17 protein-coding genes and 3 riboswitches are annotated in these 20,330 nt (G+C 38.3%); of the genes, 13 read left to right on the top strand and 4 right to left on the bottom strand.

The genetic code is table 11. The features are described 5' to 3' along the window. Nucleotides 1-31: 31 nt before the first annotated feature. Nucleotides 32-1,252, bottom strand: coding sequence for a HEPN domain-containing protein (locus tag EM808_RS24645; RefSeq protein WP_127741863.1), 1,221 nt, complete (start codon nucleotides 1,250-1,252; stop codon nucleotides 32-34). 250 nt (nucleotides 1,253-1,502) lie between these two features. On the opposite strand from EM808_RS24645, the gene EM808_RS24650 reads away from it, so the two are divergent. The 9 genes from EM808_RS24650 to EM808_RS24690 all read left to right on the top strand — a co-directional run bounded on the left by EM808_RS24650 (nucleotide 1,503) and on the right by EM808_RS24690 (nucleotide 11,470). Further along, nucleotides 1,503-2,324, top strand: coding sequence for an ATP-dependent DNA ligase (locus EM808_RS24650; RefSeq protein ID WP_127741865.1), 822 nt, complete (start codon nucleotides 1,503-1,505; stop codon nucleotides 2,322-2,324). 117 nt (nucleotides 2,325-2,441) lie between these two features. Next, nucleotides 2,442-3,824: a HEPN domain-containing protein gene (locus EM808_RS24655; protein ID WP_127741867.1), complete on the top strand. Its 1,383-nt coding sequence runs from the start codon at nucleotides 2,442-2,444 to the stop codon at nucleotides 3,822-3,824. Between the two features lie 61 nt (nucleotides 3,825-3,885). Then, complete coding sequence (locus EM808_RS24660) at nucleotides 3,886-4,233, top strand: YolD-like family protein (RefSeq protein ID WP_127741869.1); 348 nt, start codon at nucleotides 3,886-3,888, stop codon at nucleotides 4,231-4,233. A 572-nt stretch (nucleotides 4,234-4,805) separates the two neighbouring features. After that, a riboswitch (cyclic di-AMP (ydaO/yuaA leader) is annotated at nucleotides 4,806-4,951 on the top strand. Nucleotides 4,952-5,029: 78 nt separating this feature from the next. Then, nucleotides 5,030-5,171, top strand: a riboswitch (cyclic di-AMP (ydaO/yuaA leader). Between the two features lie 198 nt (nucleotides 5,172-5,369). Then, nucleotides 5,370-5,450: a K(+)-transporting ATPase subunit F gene (kdpF, locus tag EM808_RS29860; protein ID WP_127741965.1), complete on the top strand. Its 81-nt coding sequence runs from the start codon at nucleotides 5,370-5,372 to the stop codon at nucleotides 5,448-5,450. 27 nt (nucleotides 5,451-5,477) lie between these two features. Then, nucleotides 5,478-7,145 carry a potassium-transporting ATPase subunit KdpA gene (gene kdpA / locus EM808_RS24670; RefSeq protein ID WP_127741967.1) on the top strand — a complete coding sequence of 556 codons (1,668 nt, stop codon included), beginning with the start codon at nucleotides 5,478-5,480 and terminating at the stop codon, nucleotides 7,143-7,145. 57 nt (nucleotides 7,146-7,202) lie between these two features. Then, a complete protein-coding gene (gene kdpB / locus EM808_RS24675; protein ID WP_235856711.1) occupies nucleotides 7,203-9,212 on the top strand; it encodes a potassium-transporting ATPase subunit KdpB in 2,010 nt (669 codons plus the stop codon). Nucleotides 9,213-9,225: 13 nt separating this feature from the next. Further along, on the top strand, nucleotides 9,226-9,807 hold the full coding sequence (kdpC, locus tag EM808_RS24680; protein ID WP_127741969.1) for a potassium-transporting ATPase subunit KdpC: 582 nt from the start codon (nucleotides 9,226-9,228) through the stop codon (nucleotides 9,805-9,807). 56 nt (nucleotides 9,808-9,863) lie between these two features. Beyond that, entirely contained in the window at nucleotides 9,864-11,048 is a 1,185-nt protein-coding gene (kdpDN, locus tag EM808_RS24685; RefSeq protein ID WP_127741971.1) for a KdpD-like non-kinase potassium sensor, read from the top strand. Beyond that, nucleotides 11,045-11,470 (top strand): CBS domain-containing protein, encoded by a 426-nt coding sequence (locus tag EM808_RS24690; protein WP_127741873.1) that lies wholly within the window; start codon nucleotides 11,045-11,047, stop codon nucleotides 11,468-11,470. The genes kdpDN and EM808_RS24690 overlap by 4 nt, the downstream gene beginning before the upstream one ends. 33 nt (nucleotides 11,471-11,503) lie before the next feature. Here EM808_RS24690 and EM808_RS24695 read toward each other — a convergent pair whose 3' ends face one another. Beyond that, nucleotides 11,504-12,700: an ornithine--oxo-acid transaminase gene (locus EM808_RS24695; RefSeq protein WP_127741874.1), complete on the bottom strand. Its 1,197-nt coding sequence runs from the start codon at nucleotides 12,698-12,700 to the stop codon at nucleotides 11,504-11,506. Between the two features lie 298 nt (nucleotides 12,701-12,998). Between EM808_RS24695 and EM808_RS24700 the strand changes: the two genes are divergently transcribed. Together EM808_RS24700 and EM808_RS24705 are read left to right on the top strand one after the other, a co-directional pair. Then, on the top strand, nucleotides 12,999-13,739 hold the full coding sequence (locus EM808_RS24700; RefSeq protein ID WP_127741876.1) for an IclR family transcriptional regulator: 741 nt from the start codon (nucleotides 12,999-13,001) through the stop codon (nucleotides 13,737-13,739). A gap of 70 nt (nucleotides 13,740-13,809) precedes the next feature. Further along, nucleotides 13,810-15,444, top strand: a complete 1,635-nt coding sequence (locus EM808_RS24705; protein WP_127741879.1) for a M20/M25/M40 family metallo-hydrolase — start codon at nucleotides 13,810-13,812, stop codon at nucleotides 15,442-15,444. A gap of 25 nt (nucleotides 15,445-15,469) precedes the next feature. Here the strand turns inward: EM808_RS24705 and EM808_RS24710 are convergent, their stop codons facing one another. Together EM808_RS24710 and EM808_RS24715 are read right to left on the bottom strand one after the other, a co-directional pair. Next, a complete protein-coding gene (locus tag EM808_RS24710; RefSeq protein WP_127741881.1) occupies nucleotides 15,470-15,955 on the bottom strand; it encodes a CBO0543 family protein in 486 nt (161 codons plus the stop codon). Nucleotides 15,956-16,238: 283 nt separating this feature from the next. Next, the gene (locus EM808_RS24715) at nucleotides 16,239-17,450 is read right to left on the bottom strand and encodes a CynX/NimT family MFS transporter (RefSeq protein WP_127741883.1); all 1,212 of its coding nucleotides are present in this window, start codon (nucleotides 17,448-17,450) and stop codon (nucleotides 16,239-16,241) included. Between the two features lie 305 nt (nucleotides 17,451-17,755). Beyond that, nucleotides 17,756-17,859, top strand: a riboswitch (SAM riboswitch). Between the two features lie 72 nt (nucleotides 17,860-17,931). On the opposite strand from EM808_RS24715, the gene mmuP reads away from it, so the two are divergent. Together mmuP and mmuM are read left to right on the top strand one after the other, a co-directional pair. Next, complete coding sequence (mmuP, locus tag EM808_RS24720) at nucleotides 17,932-19,338, top strand: S-methylmethionine permease (RefSeq protein WP_127741885.1); 1,407 nt, start codon at nucleotides 17,932-17,934, stop codon at nucleotides 19,336-19,338. Next, a complete protein-coding gene (mmuM, locus tag EM808_RS24725; protein WP_127741887.1) occupies nucleotides 19,316-20,257 on the top strand; it encodes a homocysteine S-methyltransferase in 942 nt (313 codons plus the stop codon). The genes mmuP and mmuM overlap by 23 nt, the downstream gene beginning before the upstream one ends. Nucleotides 20,258-20,330 lie beyond the last annotated feature (73 nt).

Raw genomic sequence — 20,330 nt, forward strand, 5'->3', positions numbered from 1 at the left:
AGGCCCGTCCACATAAGACGGGCCACTCATACTAGGATTTGAACTTTAATTTCTCTATTTGTTTGTGTAATTCAGTTTTATCAGTGATACCAAGGTAATCTTTGTCAGTTAGGAATGCTCTAATTAAATCAGCTGTATATGATTCAAGTTTGAGCAAACTCTTTAAGTCAACATCAGATTTCCCGTGATGTACAATACCCGATCTCTGTTTATATAATGTGCTCATTTCTTTAGAGATATCTATTCGCTCACTTACTTCCTTGCCAAGTATAAAAGCTGTCCGATCTCTTAGTGTTGCTGTTATTGGGTCACTATCATTAGAATTTAGCAGGGTTTCGACTGCTAAGGTTAACTTAACAAATCTTGCCCCAAGATCATGTTCAACTTTCGATTCTCCGAACCATGTTAACGCTCTTAAAATAGATTTATCCATACTCCCAAGATTATGATCTAAATTTTTCTGTAATAAATGACCAAACTTTTCATACCCTATATAATTTATATATTCTTTATCATCTAACTCATAATTTTCGCTTAGATCTTTCACTTGCTGGTATGTAAAAGTTGTTGAGTTACTGTCTTCTTTAACTATATACGCTCTCATGGATTCACGAGTTCCCCCAAATCCAGGCAGCCTAACAGCAAGATTTTCTTCGTTCCATCCAAAAAAATCAGCTAATCTAAAAAAGTTAACAATGTATTTCCCGATTTCAATAGCGAATTCGCCTGATTTTTCTATGTCGGCAGTTTCAGTAGAAACTTCAAGCATCGTTGGAGAGAGATATTTTACGTCGGCATCGTCAAAAGTTCCTATAGTGAGGAAGTCGATTATTCTTTTCATATTTAAATTATGAATTTTTATATTAGGAGAAAAATATACTTCCTCTGTATCAAATAAATCTAACCCCTTAATTGGAATGTAAACACTATGTTTTTGTGTGTTATTTGCATACTTTGAAAATTTTTGAATGTCATCGGTTATTTGTTTTGATTTATTGGTAGTATCCAAATTGTTATTTATTATTTTATTTAAATTACCAGCAATCATCGTGTAAGAAACTACCTTGCTAAGTCCAGTTTTCTCGTCTAAAAGTTTGCTTAATGTTTTTTCATAAGTTTCGTTATTGAAAATTTCTTTCGTCGTACTTACACCATTAAAATATACTGTACCTCGATTTCGTTTCTCAGGTGGTAATTCTTCAATTTCTTTGCAAATTTTTATAATGCTCTCTTTTAAAAAACTTAGGTTCATTATTAACCCTTCCTTTCATTTAAAATAAAGGTTGAATTTATTATAACCCAGCAACCTTGATCTGGCGTATACTATAATAAAAACGCGTAACTCCAAATTCACTCCATTTCGCACCACGAAGTTTTCCATAGAATACTAACTGCCCGTTAGGTTACTGCTATTTTAAAAATATTTTTCCAATTGCGCCATTAATCGCCTAACTAAGCACGTTGCCTATCCGTGCTATAATTGATGGCGAGGTGTTATATCGATGTTTATTTCGCCAATGTTATTACACAAGTCGGATGAACCGTTCGATTCGGCCGATTATTTGACAGAGCTGAAACTCGACGGCATCCGTTTTATATATTCCGTTGATGATGCGGGCAAAGTCCGCTTATATACGCGTCACAAGAACGAAGTAACCGCACGTTTTCCCGAATTAACTGCGCTCGATGTTCCGCCTGGTACCGTACTGGACGGCGAGTTGATTGTCACTGATAACGATGGCAAGCCGGACTTCGAGGCCGTCATGAGCCGTTTCATGAGTTCGCGTGCAACAACGCCTATTTCGCTCGTTGTGTTCGACGTGTTGAAAGCCGGCAGCAAGTCGACTACTAGTCTACCGTTGCTAGAACGCAAGGTAATACTCGCCGATGTCGTGCCAAATGATACCGAGCTGCTTTCGAAGGTTCAATTCGTCGAAGGACATGGCGCTAACTATTTCGACGCAGTTAAAGCGCAATCGCTCGAAGGTATCGTGTTAAAGCGCAAGGATTCGCGTTATGACGTCGGCAAGCGATCGCATAACTGGCTGAAAGTGATTAATTATCAATACGCCGATGTATTCGTAACTGGCTTTCGCAAAAAGGAATTCGGATGGTTGCTTGCTGATGCTGACGGTCGTTACCTCGGCGTAATGGAGCATGGCGTGCCACCGGTTGAGAAGCAGCGTGTGTATCGTGCGCCTATTGCGAAGGAAACCGACGACTTTTCGTACCTTGTTTCACCAATTAAATGCCGCGTGAAGTTCCGCAATTATACTAAGGCGGACTTATTGCGCATTCCTAGTTTCGTCGAATGGCTCGCCTAATTGCTGGCGGGCTTTTTATTTCGAACGAAATATTGGAGCGAATGTACACAAGGACAAATTTACAAACGTAGGAAGTGATATAATATATATTATTGAAAAATTTATGGGTGGGTTAATATGTATACAGGATTAATAAGATTTAACGATAAAAATTGTGTTTTTAAGCTTAAAAATTATGACTTGGAAATTGAAGAGATAGAGAATAGGGATGAGGTTTATATAAATGATTTAGAATCTATATTTAACCCTGATAAAAGGGAAACCATATCACTAAACGTTTTAGTTGGAAAAGACTTTGACAATGGGAAGGTAATGCATTTTAATCCTTATAAAATTACAAAAACAGGGGCCAAAACATTTTGCGCATCTTTATCTTCATATATTGTCTTTGACGACAAAGAATCTACAATTGAAGGGTTAAAGCTTAATTCTGAGGAACTTAATTGGTTCCATAATGTTGAGCATTCGTATTCATTTACTATCTCACCCGAAAATGGAAATTCAGAAATTAAAATTGAACCGTACGATAGAACTGATAAGAGGTTTTCATTTAATATTGAAGGCCAAAAAATTGAAGGTAACCTTAATATCTCTAGAACCTTTTCCCGTGTATCAACTATGCCACTAAAGTTAAAAACTGACATGAATCTTTATTTTAAGGCAACTAATAATTTTGCGCTAATTGAAAGGTTATCTAATATTACCTTCAATTTCCTTAAGTTTGTTACATACAGAAGAAACATTACATTCAATCAATTAACCTTAATGAGTAAGTATAGGGATACAGATAAATACCATAAAGTTGGTACCTTACATATCAAAGGGTTTAATAAAGACCGAATTGAAGAGGAAAAAGTTATTCAAAATCAGTTAATTGATTTACCGTATTTAGAGAATGAATTAGGAAAGTTATTTGATGATTTAGCAGAAAATAAAATTTATCTAACACATATTCCCGAGAGCCATGCTGATAATAATACTATAACCCCAGCTCGCTTTATATTGGTTACAGCAGGTTTTGAATGGCAGTTTCGTTCAACTTATAAAGAATTAAATACAGAAAGTGAAGACAAATATAAAGAACTTAAAGATGAGATAATATCTTTCTTAGACGAGAAGATTAATCAGCACACTGGAAAAAATAAAAAGTATTTTAAAAGTCATAAAAATTTGTTAATGAAGACTAGTATGACACTGGCAGATAAAATAAATTGGGCTTTAAGGGAATTCAATGATGAATTGAACTTGTTTATAAAATCTGTGTATGAAATGAATGGAATAAATAATTACAAGTACTCAGAAATTTCAGAACGGATTCAAAATCAAAGAAATAATATTGCTCATGGTAATCTTGATAAAGAATTTAACAATATTGTGGTCTTAGATTTGTTTGTATTGGAATGGCTTTATTATGCAATGGTATTAAATTCTATGGGTGTCTCAAGGTCTAAGATTAAATCAGCTATTAACAAATTATTTAAACGAGGATTCGCGGTTTAATTCTGTCTAAATTGCGTGCAGAACATGCGTTCGTGTATAATGTTCACGAGGTGAAGTTTTTATGGTGATTCGAGACAGAGGAAAGATAAAATGGCTACCGGCAGCGTTCTTGCCAGAACAAAAACAACTGATAAGCGAAGCATTGTACGACCTGAGCAAATTAGCGCAACCGATTCTCGACGAGTATCAAATCGAGGAAATCGAAAAAAAAATTTGCTACGCAATGGAGTACAACTTTTTCGTAACAATTAGCGTTTGGGAGTCGGGGCTAATTCACAAAATGAGCGGGTACATACGCTATTTAGAGCCGCTGAAAAAGGAAATACGAATGGAAGTCGGTACACCCAGCGAATACATAATCGAAAGAATAAGTTTCGCCAATGTTATTTCGATATACTTAAATTCATAAAAATATCGCAAAGGCCATCGGAAAGTTATTGACGGAACAATGATCCGGATGTTAAAATTCGGTTAAAACGGTCAGTTGTTCGACTCAATGACCGATTCAACTTTCGATTAATAATAACGTTATATATAACGCGCTCAATTAGCGGTCAGAGGTTCGAATCCTCTAAGGCGCGTACTTAAAATAAGCCCTCTCTTTTATTATTTAAAGGAGAGGGCTTATTTTTATTTTAGTATAATATTATCAGCATGAAAAGGGTACGGACTGAATGCTCGCCCCCTTTATGTAAACTGAAGCAGCAACACATCCTATTTTAAAATACTAGCAATTCAGAGCTACCTCAAAGTTCTTTTTAACAGCATTCACAAAAGGGTTTAGGCAAGTTATCTATTTTTGTTTTCTTTTTGTAAAAGCTAATAAAATGAAAGAATTCAAGTGAAAAAAGGAGCTAACATTGACTTATGCTATTAAATTTAGCTCAATTGGTTCAATATGGTTAAATTTGAATGAAAATCGAATTTTAACTATCTTTACATGCATTAACTTAAAGGAGTATGATTGCTAACATAATATTGCTTCTTATATCGCTGAATCTATTTTAGAGCGGGGGACCCATCCGCGGTATTTTTACCGCACGGGGTGAATCCTTCTTAGTAAGGTAGGGCTACTCTTTTGGCCCGAATCCGACAGCTAACCTCGTAAGCGTGAAGAGAGAGGATGTGTAACTGGTGATCGAAAAAATCAACTCGACCACGGGGTAATCCTCCGCGGTCTTTTTTCTGTTAACTAAATTAAAAAATATCTTATATCGCTGAATCCACTTGGAGCGGGGGACCCATTTTAATTGTGAGATTTCTCACCGGGGTGAATCCTTATTAAAGGTAGGGCTACTTCTTGGCCCGAATCCGGCAGCTAACTTCGTAAGCGTTAAGACAGAAGGTATTACCTTGGAATTTTACCCCTTGTGTAATACAGGGGGTTTTTTGTGCAAAAAACAATGGTAAAATTTAACAAAAAGAGGAGAAGTGTATGGAAGACTTGCTTATGCTTTTTATTATCGGAATGTCCTTAACCTCTATGTATGGATTAATTAGATGGTCTGCTAGAAAAACAGCTCGCAATGAGCAGGAGGGACAGAAATGATTACTTATATATTTATCCTGGCGCTTGGTGTTGTTAGTTATTTGCTTTATGCCTTAATAAATCCTGAGAAATTTTAAGTTGGATGGAGGGAAATTAAATTGTTTTTGACAATAGTATCTATCATTCTCACATTGCTGATCATAGTTGGACTGGTAATACCAATGGGAAACTATATGGCTTCTGTTTTTAGTGACAATACAACGAAGCTAGATAAGCTATTCCATCCTGTTGAAAAGTGGATATATAAGCTTGGGGGGATAAAAAACAATAACCAAAATTGGAAGCAGTATGCCTTATCGATGCTTACAGCAAATGCCTTTATGATTCTGTTAGTCTATTTAATCTTTCGGATGCAGGGTCACTTACCGTTAAATCCAGGGAATATTGCGGGAATGAGCCCAGATTTAGCCTTTAATACGGCGATAAGCTTTATGACAAACACGAATTTACAGCATTATAGCGGTGAGTCTGGACTTTCGTTGCTTTCCCAGTTGATAGCCATTGTTTACATGATGTTTGTTGCGCCGGCTACTGCGTTGGCTGTTGCGATTGCGTTTATTAAGGGGCTGGCTGGAAAGAATATCGGCAACTTCTTTATTGATTTTACAAAAAGCATTACAAGAATCCTGCTGCCTATTGCCTTTGTAACTAGCTTTCTCTTTATAGCGCTTGGTGTTCCGCAAACATTCGAAACAACGACGGAAGCAACAACGCTAGAAGGGGCGGAGCAAGTAATAGCGACAGGGCCGATTGGTTCCTTTCTTTCCATCAAGGAGCTAGGGAACAACGGAGGAGGCTATGTTGGTGTTAACTCTGCTCATCCATTCGAAAATCCGAATGCAATCAGCAATATCATGCAGATTATCTTAATGTTTTTATTGCCAGCATCCATTCCAATTACTTACGGAAGGCTAGTTGGAAATAAAAAACAAGGAAAAGTACTATTAATCTCAATGTCTTTGATATTTCTTGTGTTCCTCAGCACGTCTCTTTATCAAGAATATCAGGGAAACCCAGCGCTTACAGCACTTGGCATATCTGCTGAAAACGGCAGTATGGAAGGAAAGGAAGTAAGATTAGGCATTGCACAGTCTGTTTTTTATGCGATAACAACAACTGCAACAGAGACCGGTGCTGTTAATACGATGCATGATACATTAACACCGATATCTGGTATGCTGTCTCTTGCCAATATGCTGTTAAATACAGTATTTGGAGGTGTCGGCTCTGGTTTTATCAACATTATGATGTATGTATTAATCGCTGTATTTATTTCTGGGCTAATGGTAGGAAGAACACCTGAATTTCTCGGCAAAAAAATAGAAGGTAAAGAAATGAAGCTGATTGCTATAACGATGTTAATATCACCATGTCTTATATTAGTGGGGAGTGCGCTTGCGTTATTTACACCATTAGGGAGTGAGGGGATATCAAATCCAAGCTTTCACGGATTGACACAAGTACTGTACGAATTTACTTCGTCTGTTAATAATAATGGCTCAGGTTTTGAAGGGCTTGGTGATGCAACGCCATTTTGGAATATATCAACAGGAATCGCCATGTTTATTGGCAGATACTTCCCCCTTATTACCATGCTTGCAGTTTCTGGAAGTCTTGCAGCAAAAAATATTGTACCAGAAACAGCAGGAACATTTAAGACAGACACATCTCTTTTCGGAGGTTTATTTATCGGAACAGTATTCATTGTTGGAGCGTTAACGTTTTTCCCAGTATTAGTTTTAGGGCCAATTGCAGAATTTTTAACATGGTAATGGAGGGTAGCTATGAATACTCAGGAGGAACTGCAAAGTCAGAAAGGAAGTACGTTAATGAATAATAACATTATCATTCAGGCGGTTAAGGATTCATTTATTAAGCTGAATCCAACATTAATGGTGAAAAATCCAATTATGTTTATTGTAGAATTAGGCTTTTTTATTACAGTTGTTCTGGCCATTTTTCCAGACGCATTCGAAGCAAACGGGGCGGAACGCGGCTTTAATATTGCCGTTTCTATCATTCTATTGTTTACTATTTTGTTTGCAAACTTTGCAGAGGCGATTGCAGAAGGACGGGGAAAGGCTCAGGCCAGTACGCTAAAACAATCTAAAACAGATATGTTCGCAAACCTTTTAAATGAAGGCAGCATTAGTCATGTACCGTCCTCTCAGCTGAAAAAAGGTGACGTTGTATTAGTTAAGCAAGGAGAAACGATACCAGGTGACGGAGAAGTGATTCAAGGATTGGCATCTGTCGATGAATCTGCAATCACAGGTGAATCAGCACCTGTTTTAAAAGAAGCTGGCGGCGATTTTAATTCTGTAACTGGCGGAACAATTGTAGTCAGTGATGAAATAAGGGTGAAAATAACAAGCAATCCAGGAGAATCCTTTTTAGATAAGATGATTTCATTAGTAGAAGGAGCAGAGCGGCAAAAAACACCGAATGAAATAGCATTGAATACGGTTTTGATTAGCTTAACTCTCATTTTCCTGTTTGTTGTCATCTCACTGCCGTTCTTTACAAACTATCTAGGCTTTCAGCTTTCATTGCCAGTATTAATTGCTCTTCTTGTTTGCTTAATTCCGACAACAATTGGCGGACTCCTTTCAGCCATAGGGATTGCTGGGATGGATCGGGTCACAAAATTCAATGTCCTGGCGATGTCGGGTAAAGCAGTTGAGGCTGCTGGTGATATTAATACGATAATTTTAGATAAAACAGGTACGATAACATTTGGTAATCGGATGGCAAGTGAATTTATCAAAGCAGGCGAGGCTGATAAGGATATCTTTTATAAATGGGTTGCAGCAAGCTCACTGAAAGATGAAACACCAGAAGGCAGATCTGTTTTGGAGCTATTAAAAAAGGAAAATTATCACTATGATGATACATTGGCAGCTGGAGCGGAGATAGTTGAATTCAAAGCGGAAACTAGAATGAGCGGCTTGAATTTGCAGGATGGTAGATTGGTCCGTAAAGGAGCAGTAGATGCCATAAAGCAATGGGTTTTATCAAAAGGCGGCATAATACCTGCAGATTTAGACAAAAAAGCGAATCATATTGCACAAGCAGGGGGTACACCTTTAGCAGTAGCAATTGACAGCCGAATAGTTGGGCTCATTTACTTAAAGGATACTGTAAAACCAGGCATGAGAGAAAGATTCGAAGAGCTGCGGAGAATGGGCATAAAATCAATCATGTGCACTGGCGACAATCCTTTGACTGCAGCTACGATTGCTAAGGAAGCAGGGGTTGATGAGTTTATTGCTGAATGTAAGCCAGAGGATAAAATTGCAGTCATTAAGCAGGAGCAAGCAAAAGGCAAATTGGTCGCAATGACAGGCGATGGTACAAATGATGCGCCAGCATTAGCACAGGCAGATGTTGGATTGGCAATGAACTGTGGTACAACTGCTGCTAAAGAGGCTGCCAACATGGTTGATTTGGATTCTAATCCAACTAAACTCATAGAAGTAGTTAGTATTGGGAAGCAGCTGCTAATGACAAGAGGAGCTTTAACAACCTTTAGCATTGCAAATGATATTGCCAAGTATTTTGCGATAGTGCCAGCCATGTTTATGGTGGCAATACCTGAAGTCAGCAGATTAAATATTATGGAGCTGCATTCACCGGTTTCGGCGATATTGTCTGCATTAATTTTTAATGCGGTTATCATCCCGCTTCTTATTCCGCTAGCGATGAAGGGAATAGCATATAAGCCAATGAGCTCTGATGCATTATTAAAGAAAAACCTGTTTTTATACGGTGCTGGAGGTGTTGTCGTTCCGTTCATTGGCATTAAAGTAATTGACTTGCTTATATCGACTGTATTATAAATTTTATTTGACTATTGGAAGGGATGAAAACATGTTTGCAACCGTTGCAAGAACCAGCTTGCTGTTTATGCTTATTTGTGGATTGATTTACCCGTTAGCTGTTACAGGCATTGCCTCCATTTTGCTCCCAACACAGGCTAACGGCAGCCTCGTGTACGGGGAGAATAGTGAAATAATTGGCTCTAAGCTAATTGGTCAGTCATTTACGGATGAACGTTTATTTCATGGGAGAGTTTCAAGCATTAATTATGATGCTTCAAGCTCTGGCACCAATAATTATGCACCAACAAATGCAGAGATGCTTGAGCGGACGAAGTTATCAATAGTGGAATGGAAGAAGGAAAATCCAAATCAAACACTGCAGGATTTGCCAATTGACCTTATTACAAACTCTGGGTCCGGGCTTGATCCTCATATTACTCCAGAGGCAGCAAGAGCGCAGGTAACAAGAATCTCCAATAATACTAGCATAACAAAGCAGGAATTACTGGAATTGATTGAGCGTCATACAGAGAAAAAGGATTGGGGGATGTTTGGCGAGGAAAAGGTAAATGTTCTGCAATTGAACATAGAATTAATGAAATTAATCCTCTAATACAGATTGGGTTTCCCGCTTGTGACTAAGCGGGAAGCTTATGAATGATGGAGCTGATGTTGGGTGTGAATACGGAAAATCCATTTGCCAACAGGAGAACGCCTGAAGAAATCCTTGCAGAAATCAATAAGCAAAGCAGGGGTAAATTAAAGCTGTATATTGGCGCAGCACCAGGGGTCGGAAAGACATATAGAATGCTACAGGATGCTAATGAATTGCGGAACGAAGGAAAGGATATTGTCATTGGGCTGGTTGAAACACATAACAGAATGGAAACAGGAAATCAGATAGGAAAACTAGAGAGAGTTCCACTGCTTGAAATAACATATAAAGGAAAGAAGTTTTTTGAAGTAAATGTTCCGGCTATCATAGCAAGAAAACCGGAAATTGTCATTATTGACGAGCTTGCTCATTCGAATATTTATGGATCAGTAAATCCAAAAAGATACCTAGATGTAGAAGAAATAGTAGCTGCAGGGATTGACGTTTATACAGCTGTTAATATACAGCATTTGGAAAGTGTTCATGATATTGTGGAGAATTTCACTGGGGTAAAAGTAAAGGAAAGACTGCCAGACCTTTTTCTTGATAAAGCAGATGAAATTCAGCTTATTGACATCACTCCAATTGAACTAAGAAAGCGGCTGAAGGAAGGAAAGATTTATGCAAACCATAAAATTCAGCAAAGCTTAAGTAATTTTTTTACGGAAGCGAATCTTTATGCATTAAGAGAGTTGGCTTTAAGAGAAGTAGCCGATGATGTGGATGAAAAAATAGAAGAGAACAATGGTCATCTTTACCAAGGTCCGATTGGACTTCATGAAAAGATATTAGTATGCGTGCAGTATAGTGAAACAGCGGAAAAGCTGATAAGAAGAGGCTGGCGTATGGCCAATCGACTAAAGGCAAAGCTCTATGTGCTCCATGTTACAGATACTGAAGTGCTGGAAATGCCGCAATGGAAAAGGGAAAAGATCAGAGTCTGGGAAGAATTATCCATACAGTTTGATGCTCAGTTTATTCTTCAGAAAAAAGGAAAGAAAAAGCCTGCTAAAGTAATTGTGGAAACAGCCAAAAGTTACTTTATTACGCAAATATTATTAGGGCAATCAGCAAGAACAAGGTGGGAGGAAATTAAGAGAGGCTCCATCGTCAATGATATTATGAGACAAACAACTAATATAGATATTCATATTGTGGCAGACAGCAAGCCAATAAGAAAGGAAAATAAACGGAAATGAACGTAGCATTTTTTCTCATTCCAAAACAAGAGGTTGCTTTCGTATTTCAACATTGGACAATGAGACAGGTAATGGAAAAGATGGAATATCACCGCTACAGTGCTGTGCCAATCTTAAACAAGAATGGTCACTACTTAGGCACAATAACGGAAGGTGACTTACTGTGGAAAATGAAGAATACTGGTAATCTCGATTTTCAGCATACAAATGTAGTCAGCCTTCAAGATGTGCCGCTCTATTCTAAATATGAAGCCATTTCCGTCAGCAGCGAAATAGAAGAAATAGTTAGTACCCTACTTGAACAAAACTTTGTCCCAGTCGTTGATGATTCAGGTGTGTTTATTGGGATTATTAGACGAAGAGAAGTGATACAGTGGCTTTCAAAGCAAAATGGCAATGCGATGCTACAAGAAACTGATTAGGAATGTCTAATCAGTTTCTTGTTCTTATCTTCTTTATTCTGCGGTAAACACTTGATTAATTCTTTCAAGTGCCCAATCCAATTCTTGCGCAGTGATAATCAGCGGCGGCGCAAACCGAATTACCGTATCGTGCGTTTCTTTGCAAAGCAAGCCAAGATCCTTCAACCGCTCACAATATGGTCGTGCTGCCTCATATAATTCCATACCGATAAATAATCCTCTGCCACGAACTTCTTTAATTGCCGGGCTCTTGATTTCTTGCAGTTTGGCAAGAAAATAAGAGCCAAGCTCATGGGACCGTTCTGCAAGCTTTTCCTCCTCTATTACTTCTAATGCTGCGATGGAGACGGCACATGCAAGCGGGTTTCCGCCAAATGTAGACCCGTGTGATCCTGGATTGAATACGCCGAGTATGTCCTTGTTTGCAACAACACAGGAAATAGGAAATACGCCTCCACCAAGTGCTTTGCCCAATATAAGCACGTCTGGCTCGATGTCCTCCCACTCATAGGCAAACATTTTTCCTGTTCTGCCAAGGCCAACTTGAATTTCATCTGCGATAAAGAGAACGTTATGCTTTTGACATAATTCAAATGCAGCTTTAATAAAGCCGGGAGGTGGGAGAATAATACCAGCTTCTCCTTGAATTGGCTCGATCAAAAATGCTGCCGTACTTGGAGTAATCGCTTGTTTAAGACTGTCTAGATCTCCGTATGGAATGAGTTTAAAGCCAGGAAGCAATGGACCGAAACCACGCTGATATTCAGCCTCAGACGATAACGAAACGGCGGCCATCGTGCGGCCGTGGAAATTTCCTGTGCATGCAATAATTTCTGCCGAATTAGCTTTGACGCCTTTCACATCATAGGCCCAGCGCCTTGCTGCTTTAATGGCTGTTTCAACAGCCTCTGCACCAGTATTCATCGGCAGTGACATATCCTTATTTGTCCATTTACTAAGCTTCTCATACCATGGACCGAGCTGACTATGGTGAAAGGCGCGGGAGGTTAATGTCACTTTATCAGCTTGATTTTTTAAAGCCTCAATAATTTTCGGATGCCGATGTCCTTGGTTTACGGCCGAATAGGCACTAAGCATATCCATATATTTTGTGTTTTCTGGGTCTTCCACCCATACCCCTTCTGCTTTTTCAATCACTATTGGCAGAGGGTGATAATTGTTTGCTCCATATTTTTCCGTTTGCCTTATAATCCTTTCCGATAAAGACATAAGGGTTCCTCCATTCATTAGGTGGTTTATCAAACGTGAGTTTATATCATATGATTTGTTGTCCAAACATAAACTAAAATAGCTGATTTTTCCGTAATGTGGAAACGATATCTACTATTTGGAAATTATCTTTATTGTCAAATAATTTCAATAATATGTCAATAGGTTATCATGCTTGTTATGAATAAAATTTTAATAATTCTTAAGATTGTAAAAATTATATTGCGCAATGTTTATCTGTCTGCTACATTGATGGTGTGAAAAGGTTTTTTATGTCAAAAACAGAATGAAGGTTATTATGGTACAGTCTATCGATAGAGCATTAAACATTATCAAGTTAATAGCTTCTGATAAAGGAGAATGGTGGTCCATTTCAGAAATTGCTGATAGCTTGTGTCTTCCAGTAAGTACAGTTCATCGCTTACTGAATACACTCATTCAACATCGCTTAGTACAGCAAAACCAACATACGAAGCAATATAAACTCGGAAGCTTATGGATGGAGATCGGCTTAAGGGAGCTTGAGAAAGCTGACTATAGAACAAAAGCACGAGAAGTGATGGAAGTATTAGCACTTCAAGTAGAGGAAAGTATCTATTTCAACATTCCGGACGGAAAGGAAGCTATCATAATAGAGCGTGTGGACAGTCCAACAAATGTGCGAATCATTGACAAAATCGGACTGCGAATTCCCCTTCATATCGGAGCGCCGAATAAGACAATTCTAGCTTATATGCCAGAGGAGACAATTGAGGCAAATGTAAAGGAGTTGCTGCCATCATCTAAAGAAAAACAAAAAGAATTATATGGTCATTTAGCTCTTATTAAAGAACAGGGCTATGCTACTAGCTTCAGTGAAAGAACAGAGGGAACATTGTCTGTTGCAGCACCTGTCTTTAATTTTAATCACGATATTGTCGGGGCAATCAGTATTGGTGTCGTCCAATATCGTGTTAGTGAAGAACGTTTATCCTATTTAATTCATTGTATAAAGAAAGCGGCAGACGAAATTTCAACAGCAATAGGCAGAACCACATAATTTGCGGGTTCTGTCCATTTTTATATAGTGAATGGAAAGCAATTTCATCATTCGGAAAAGAGGGCATGTCATGGAGAAATGGAGTACAAAGGAGCAATTAGTTGACCTTTTATGTAATCTTGTAAAGATTCCTAGCATTACAGGCACAAATGCCGAAAAGGAGCTGCCTGACTATGTCATAAAACAGTTAACAAGCTTAAAATATTTCCAAGACAATCCGCAGCATCTGCAAAAAAATCCAACAGGTGACGGAACGTATTTTGTTACGGCTCTTGTAAAAAAACAGCCACTAACGAAAAAGACAGTCATACTTATCAGTCATTTTGATGTAGTAGATGTGGAGGATTATGGAAGATGGAAGGAATACGCATTTGATCCCCAGAAAATCACAGAATTATTCCAACAGCATAAGGAAGAACTGCCAAGACAGGTCAAGAACGATTTGGAAACAGGAAATTGGCTATTTGGCAGGGGAACAATGGACATGAAATGTGGGCTTGCGCTCCATATGTCTATTATAGAAAAAGCATGCAACGGAGAGTTCGATGGAAATATTCTGCTAGTGACAGTTCCTGATGAGGAAGTAAATTCAGTCGGAATGAGAGCGGCTGTCCCACTTTTATTAGAAATCGCACAAAAACATGACTTGGAATATGTGACGGTATTAAATGGTGAGCCGATGTTTATGAGATATCCCGGTGACCAGAATAAATATATATATACGGGGTCGATTGGGAAACTGCTGCCAGGCTTTTTATGCTATGGAAAAGAAACGCATGTTGGAGAACCCTTTGCAGGATTAAATGCAAATTATATGGTCTCTTTATTGACAGAGGAATTCGAATTAAACACTGATTTATGCGAAATGGTAGAGGGAGAAATTACGCCGCCGCCAACTAATTTAATTCAGTATGGGATAAAAAAGGATTATTCTGTACAAATTCCGCATCGGGCGGTATCGCTATTCAATTTATTTTTATTAGAGAAGAAAATGGATGATATTGTGACTGCATTAAAAGAAACAGCCGACAGAGCCGCAGCAAAAATAGCTAGTTCTTATCAAAAACAAGCTCATGCGTTTGCTAAATTTACTCCTTTTGTGCCACCGGACATGAAAGTTACTGTATTAACATTTGATGAGCTTAGTAAGTATGCTGTGACAAAGTATGGAAAAGAAAGTGTGGAAAGTATTCATGCAAATATCCTGAAAAACAGGGGGACAATGGATGACAGAGAGGCAACGATTGAAATGGTCGATAAGTTAGCGATTTTATGTAAGGAACTGGCACCGATGATGATCTTGTTTTTTGCGCCGCCCTTTTATCCAGCGATAAGCTCCTATAAAGATCCGTTAATCAATAATGTTGTGCAAGCCGTTCAGAAATATGGATTAACTTCTCATGGAGTAGATTTCGAAAAAAGAAACTACTTTAATGGCATATCTGATTTAAGCTATGCTGGTTTACAGTATCCTGCTGCATCCATGATATCACTTACCGCCAATATGCCAATGTGGGAGAGGGGATACTCTGTTCCGCTTAAAGAATTAGAAGTATTTAATGTACCTGTTTTAAATATCGGACCTGTTGGTTTTGATGCACATCAGTGGACAGAAAGATTGGATATCGACTATGCATTTGAAACATTAAAGGATCTTCTGTTCTTCAGCATTACAACAATATTTGCAGCCAATCCTTCTGCATAACATCATGAGAATGGGTAATGTTCGTTTAATTATTTGCTTGTACTTTTTCCACCTTGCGAACAACGGCCATAAATAACCTAACAAATAAGAAGGAGAAAGCAATGGAAATAAAGCTGTAATAAGAGTTCCAGCCTTTTTTATATTGGACCAGCTTCGTATTTTTCTCAATAAAATGTTCTGCAATTGCTGATGGAATGCTGAAAAGCAGGCACTTAATCACTATTCCGGGCAGCTTTGAATCTTTTGATGCGTGGTTGTAATAAACACATGTGACAGGAAAGATTAAGTAGCTGAAAAGCACACTAATGTCGAACGTCCTAAATATTCTGACAGGGTATGTAATATAGCCTTTTTTAACAGCTAGATTATCTAATATTGACGCAATGTAGCTTTTGAACAAAAAAATAATCAGCCACTCCTTTAAAGGTGGCTTTCTAATCATATTTATCAATAATCCAATGCTGGCAAAGAATAATAGACGTAAGAAGTTTAATTCATTCCGCTTAAACATCGTTTTCTCCTTTTATTTTTATCTTAGTTTGTCCTTGGAGATCATAAATATTTAATAGTAGATGTTAGATAATATTGGTATTTTAGAGGTTGTAATTCTTAGCGTAAATAGTAAAAAAAGAGGGAATCCTTAAATTCAATAAATCATTTATTAGGGCTTATGTTTATAAATGAATCATCCAAGTAAATAAAAAACCGAACTAAATAGTTCGGTTTTAATGGAGATTATTATACTAATGTCCCATCCTCATCGTTTTAGACGGAATTACTAATTCTTAGCCTAATTAAATATGTCTGTCCCGTCCTGCCATCATTCCAAATATTGTTACAATCGCTGCTACAAAAATAAGAGTGATTAGTGGGATGGACCATACATGTGTCCAATCAAATAGGGAACCGATGAATAATGGTCCAACTGCAGCCAGAATATAGCCTGTTGATTGTGCCATACCTGAAAGCTCTGCTGCTTGCTTCGCACTTTGTGAACGGAATCCAATTAAGCTTAGTGCTAATGGGAATATTCCGCCAAGAGCTAAACCAATTAATATAATGCTGATAATTAAAATAGGATAGTGGTCAGCACTAACCAATAACCCGAAATAGCCTAAAATCGCGCAAATGCCCAAACCGAGGGCAATCCAAGATTGGGACTTGAGACGGCTTGCCACAAATGGGATAAAAAAGCTGGCAGGTAAACCTACTAATTGCATAAAGGATAACATCCATCCCGCAGTCTCTATGCTCATTCCATAGCTATGCAGAATTTCTGGCAGCCATGAAATTGTCACATAAAATAAAAATGACTGAAATCCCATGAAAATAGCGATTTGCCAAGCAATCGGAGAAGACCAAACTTTTGTTGGAGTAACAAGATTTGTATTTTTAACTTCTGCACTATCATTCCGATTGTATTTCTGTAAATAAAACCAGACAATAATCGCTGCTACAGCGGGAATGCCCCACACCATTTGAGCACCTTGCCAACCTAGACCGTTCTCCTCAGCTAGCGGAACACTAAGACCTGAAGCTAAGGAAGCGAAAATACCCATAGAAGTAGAGTATACACTTGTCATTAGACCAAACTTTGTCGGGAATTTATCCTTTACAATTGCTGGCAAGAGCACATTGCCGATAGCTATGCCAATTCCGATTAGTAATGTCCCAGCGAAAAGGAAAAAGGTATATGGAATGGATCTAGAACAAATCCCTGTTAATAATACAATTAGACCGAGAAGTAGCGCCTTTTCATTTGATAACCGGCTGGATATTTTCGGTACGAGAGGTGACATGACGGAAAATGTGATTAATGGCAAGCTCATCAGTAACCCTGAACTCCAATGGGCTAGTCCAACGTCTTCCTGAATAAAGCCGACAAGAGGTCCTAAAGAAGTAATTGCCGGGCGAAGGTTGAAAGCGACAAGGACAATCCCTGCAATAAGTAAATAAAAAGAAATAGATTTAGTTTTGTTATACTCAGATGATTTTGATAAGTCCATAATATTGGTAACTCCTCTCTTATGTTGCAAACCTTATACAGTATAACATAACAAGGATAGTTTTTTTGAGAATGATTCTTCTAAAAAAAAGTAAATAGATGATTAACTAGTTGTTCACGGAAATTAAATATTTTTGGTTTTTTTGTTATATTGAAATATTCCTTACACAGAAAATAGTGTAGGTAGTAATAGGTAGCTTTCACTTGCACTATCCAAATAAGAAATACAAGAATAATTCTCTGCTAAATTGCCAGATATGCCCCTATTGACATTAATTTCATAGATTGGTAATGTTAAAAAAATATTTCTTATCCAGAGAGGTGGAGGGACTGGCCCTATGAAGCCTCAGCAGCAGGTCTATTGACACTGTGCTAATTCCAGTGGGTGTTGACTCCCTGATAGATGAGAGCTTAGTTTATTTGTCAGCGACACACTCTGTTTAGGGTGTGTTTTTTTCTGGATATTTTAAGGAGAGTTTGGGATGGAAAACAACAAAGAACAATTTCAACGAAAAATGCAAACGAGGCATTTAGTGATGCTGTCACTAGGGGGAGTTATTGGAACAGGGCTATTCTTGAGCTCAGGCTATACGATACAGCAGGCTGGCCCTATAGGCACAATTCTAGCGTATCTTATTGGAGCGCTTGTCGTATATTTGGTGATGCTGTGCTTAGGAGAGCTGGCTGTACATATGCCGGAAACAGGAGCATTTCACAGCTATGCCGCTAAATACATTAATCCAGCTACAGGCTATACAGTTGCATGGCTGTACTGGTTAACATGGACTGTTGCGTTAGGATCGGAATTTACAGCAGCGGGACTTCTTATGCAAAGATGGTTTCCATCTGTTAATGTTTGGATTTGGAGCTTAGTATTCGCACTTTTAATATTTTTGTTGAACGTACTAACAGTGAGGTTGTTCGCAGAATCTGAATTTTGGTTTTCTTCTATTAAAGTAATTGCTATCGTACTTTTCATTTTACTAGGCTTAGGTGCTGTTATTGGCATTATACCAATGGCACATACACAGTCAGCACCATTGCTAAGTAATTTCACAAGTGGTGGTCTTTTTCCTAATGGAGCTATCACAGTGTTCATGACAATGCTGGCAGTTAACTTCGCCTTTTCGGGAACAGAGTTAATCGGAATTGCAGCAGGTGAAACAGCCAATCCAGAAAAAACAGTTCCTAAAGCGATTCACACAACATTATGGCGTTTAGTTATCTTCTTTGTTGGAACGATTTTTATTTTGTCAGCACTATTGCCATCATCGGAAGCTGGAGTGCTAGAAAGCCCATTTGTGGCTGTTTTTGAGCGAATCGGAATCCCTTATGCAGCAGATATTATGAACTTTGTAATATTGACTGCTATTTTGTCAGCAGCTAACTCAGGACTCTATGCATCATCAAGAATGCTATGGTCACTAGCAGATAAAAATACTATTTCACCGAGATTTAAAAAACTATCCAAAAACGGTGTTCCAGTTTATGCAGTGGTATTCAGCATGTTTGGCGGAGGATTGGCCCTTTTATCAAGCATTATTGCACCAGGTACCGTTTATATCGTATTAGTGTCCATTTCTGGACTTGCTGTTGTCGCTGTGTGGATGAGCATAAGTGCTTCGCAGTTTTTGTTCCGCAAGCAGTATTTAAAAGAAGGCAATTCAGTTGACGACCTTGTTTATCGGACGCCGCTTTATCCTTTTGTACCAATCGCTTCCTTTGTACTCTGTCTTGCATCATGCATTGGAATAGCCTTTGACCCAACACAACGTATAGCCTTATATTGTGGAATACCGTTTATCGTATTCTGCTATAGTAGCTTTTACATCACAAAGAAGCTTAAGACGAAAGGGGAAGCAGACTATGTTCAGCAGCAATCCAATTAAAACTATATTAACAGAATACCCTCTAATGATTTTGGATGGAGCGTTAGCGACAGAATTAGAAGCATATGGGTGTAATTTGGATGATCCTCTATGGTCAGCAAGAGTGCTTCTAGACAATCCAGAACTTATCTATCAGGTGCATAAGGGTTATTATCTAGCTGGAGCAGATTGTGCCATCACCGCGAGCTATCAAGCCTCCATCGCTGGTTTTGCCAAAAGAGGCATTCAAGAATCTGCAGCATTAGAGTTAATAAAAAAGACTGTAGCCCTTGCAAAAAAAGCCAGGGATGACTTTTGGGATGAGCATAAACATCCTATCCCAAACAGGCCGAAGCCGTTAGTCGCAGCATCAGTTGGACCGTATGGAGCTTACTTGGCAGATGGATCTGAATATGTCGGAAATTACGGAGTATCAGATGAAGTGTTGGCAGATTTCCACCGCAAAAGAATGGCGGCATTAATTGAAGCAGGGGCTGACTTATTAGCATTTGAAACAATTCCATCATTGCAGGAAGCAACAGTGTTAGTAAAAATCCTAAGTGAATTCCCAGATACATATGCATGGCTGTCTTTTTCTTTAAAATCAGATACAGAAATTAGTGACGGCACTCCAATCAGAGATTGTGGAAGATTGTTTGACGAAAATGACCAAATTGCTGCAATTGGAATAAACTGTGCACCAGCACCAATTGTTACAGAATCAATCAAACATTTTAAAGAAAATACAAGTAAACCAATAATCGTCTATCCAAATTCGGGTGAAACATATAATCCTGAAACGAAAACATGGCATGGCGAAGAGGTCTGTTCCAGTTTGTACCATAAAGAATGGTTTAAAGCAGGAGCGAGCATTATTGGCGGCTGTTGCCGAACATCACCGCGGGATATTGAGGAGATTGCGAAGAATTGGCGCAGGTGAATGATGATAATCGGAAGACCACTTCCTTACGGGAAAGTGGTCTTTTTTATATTCGTAGCATTTTATTTTTTCA

The organism is Niallia taxi, assembly GCF_004005475.1.
Classification (GTDB): domain Bacteria; phylum Bacillota; class Bacilli; order Bacillales; family Cytobacillaceae; genus Niallia; species Niallia taxi.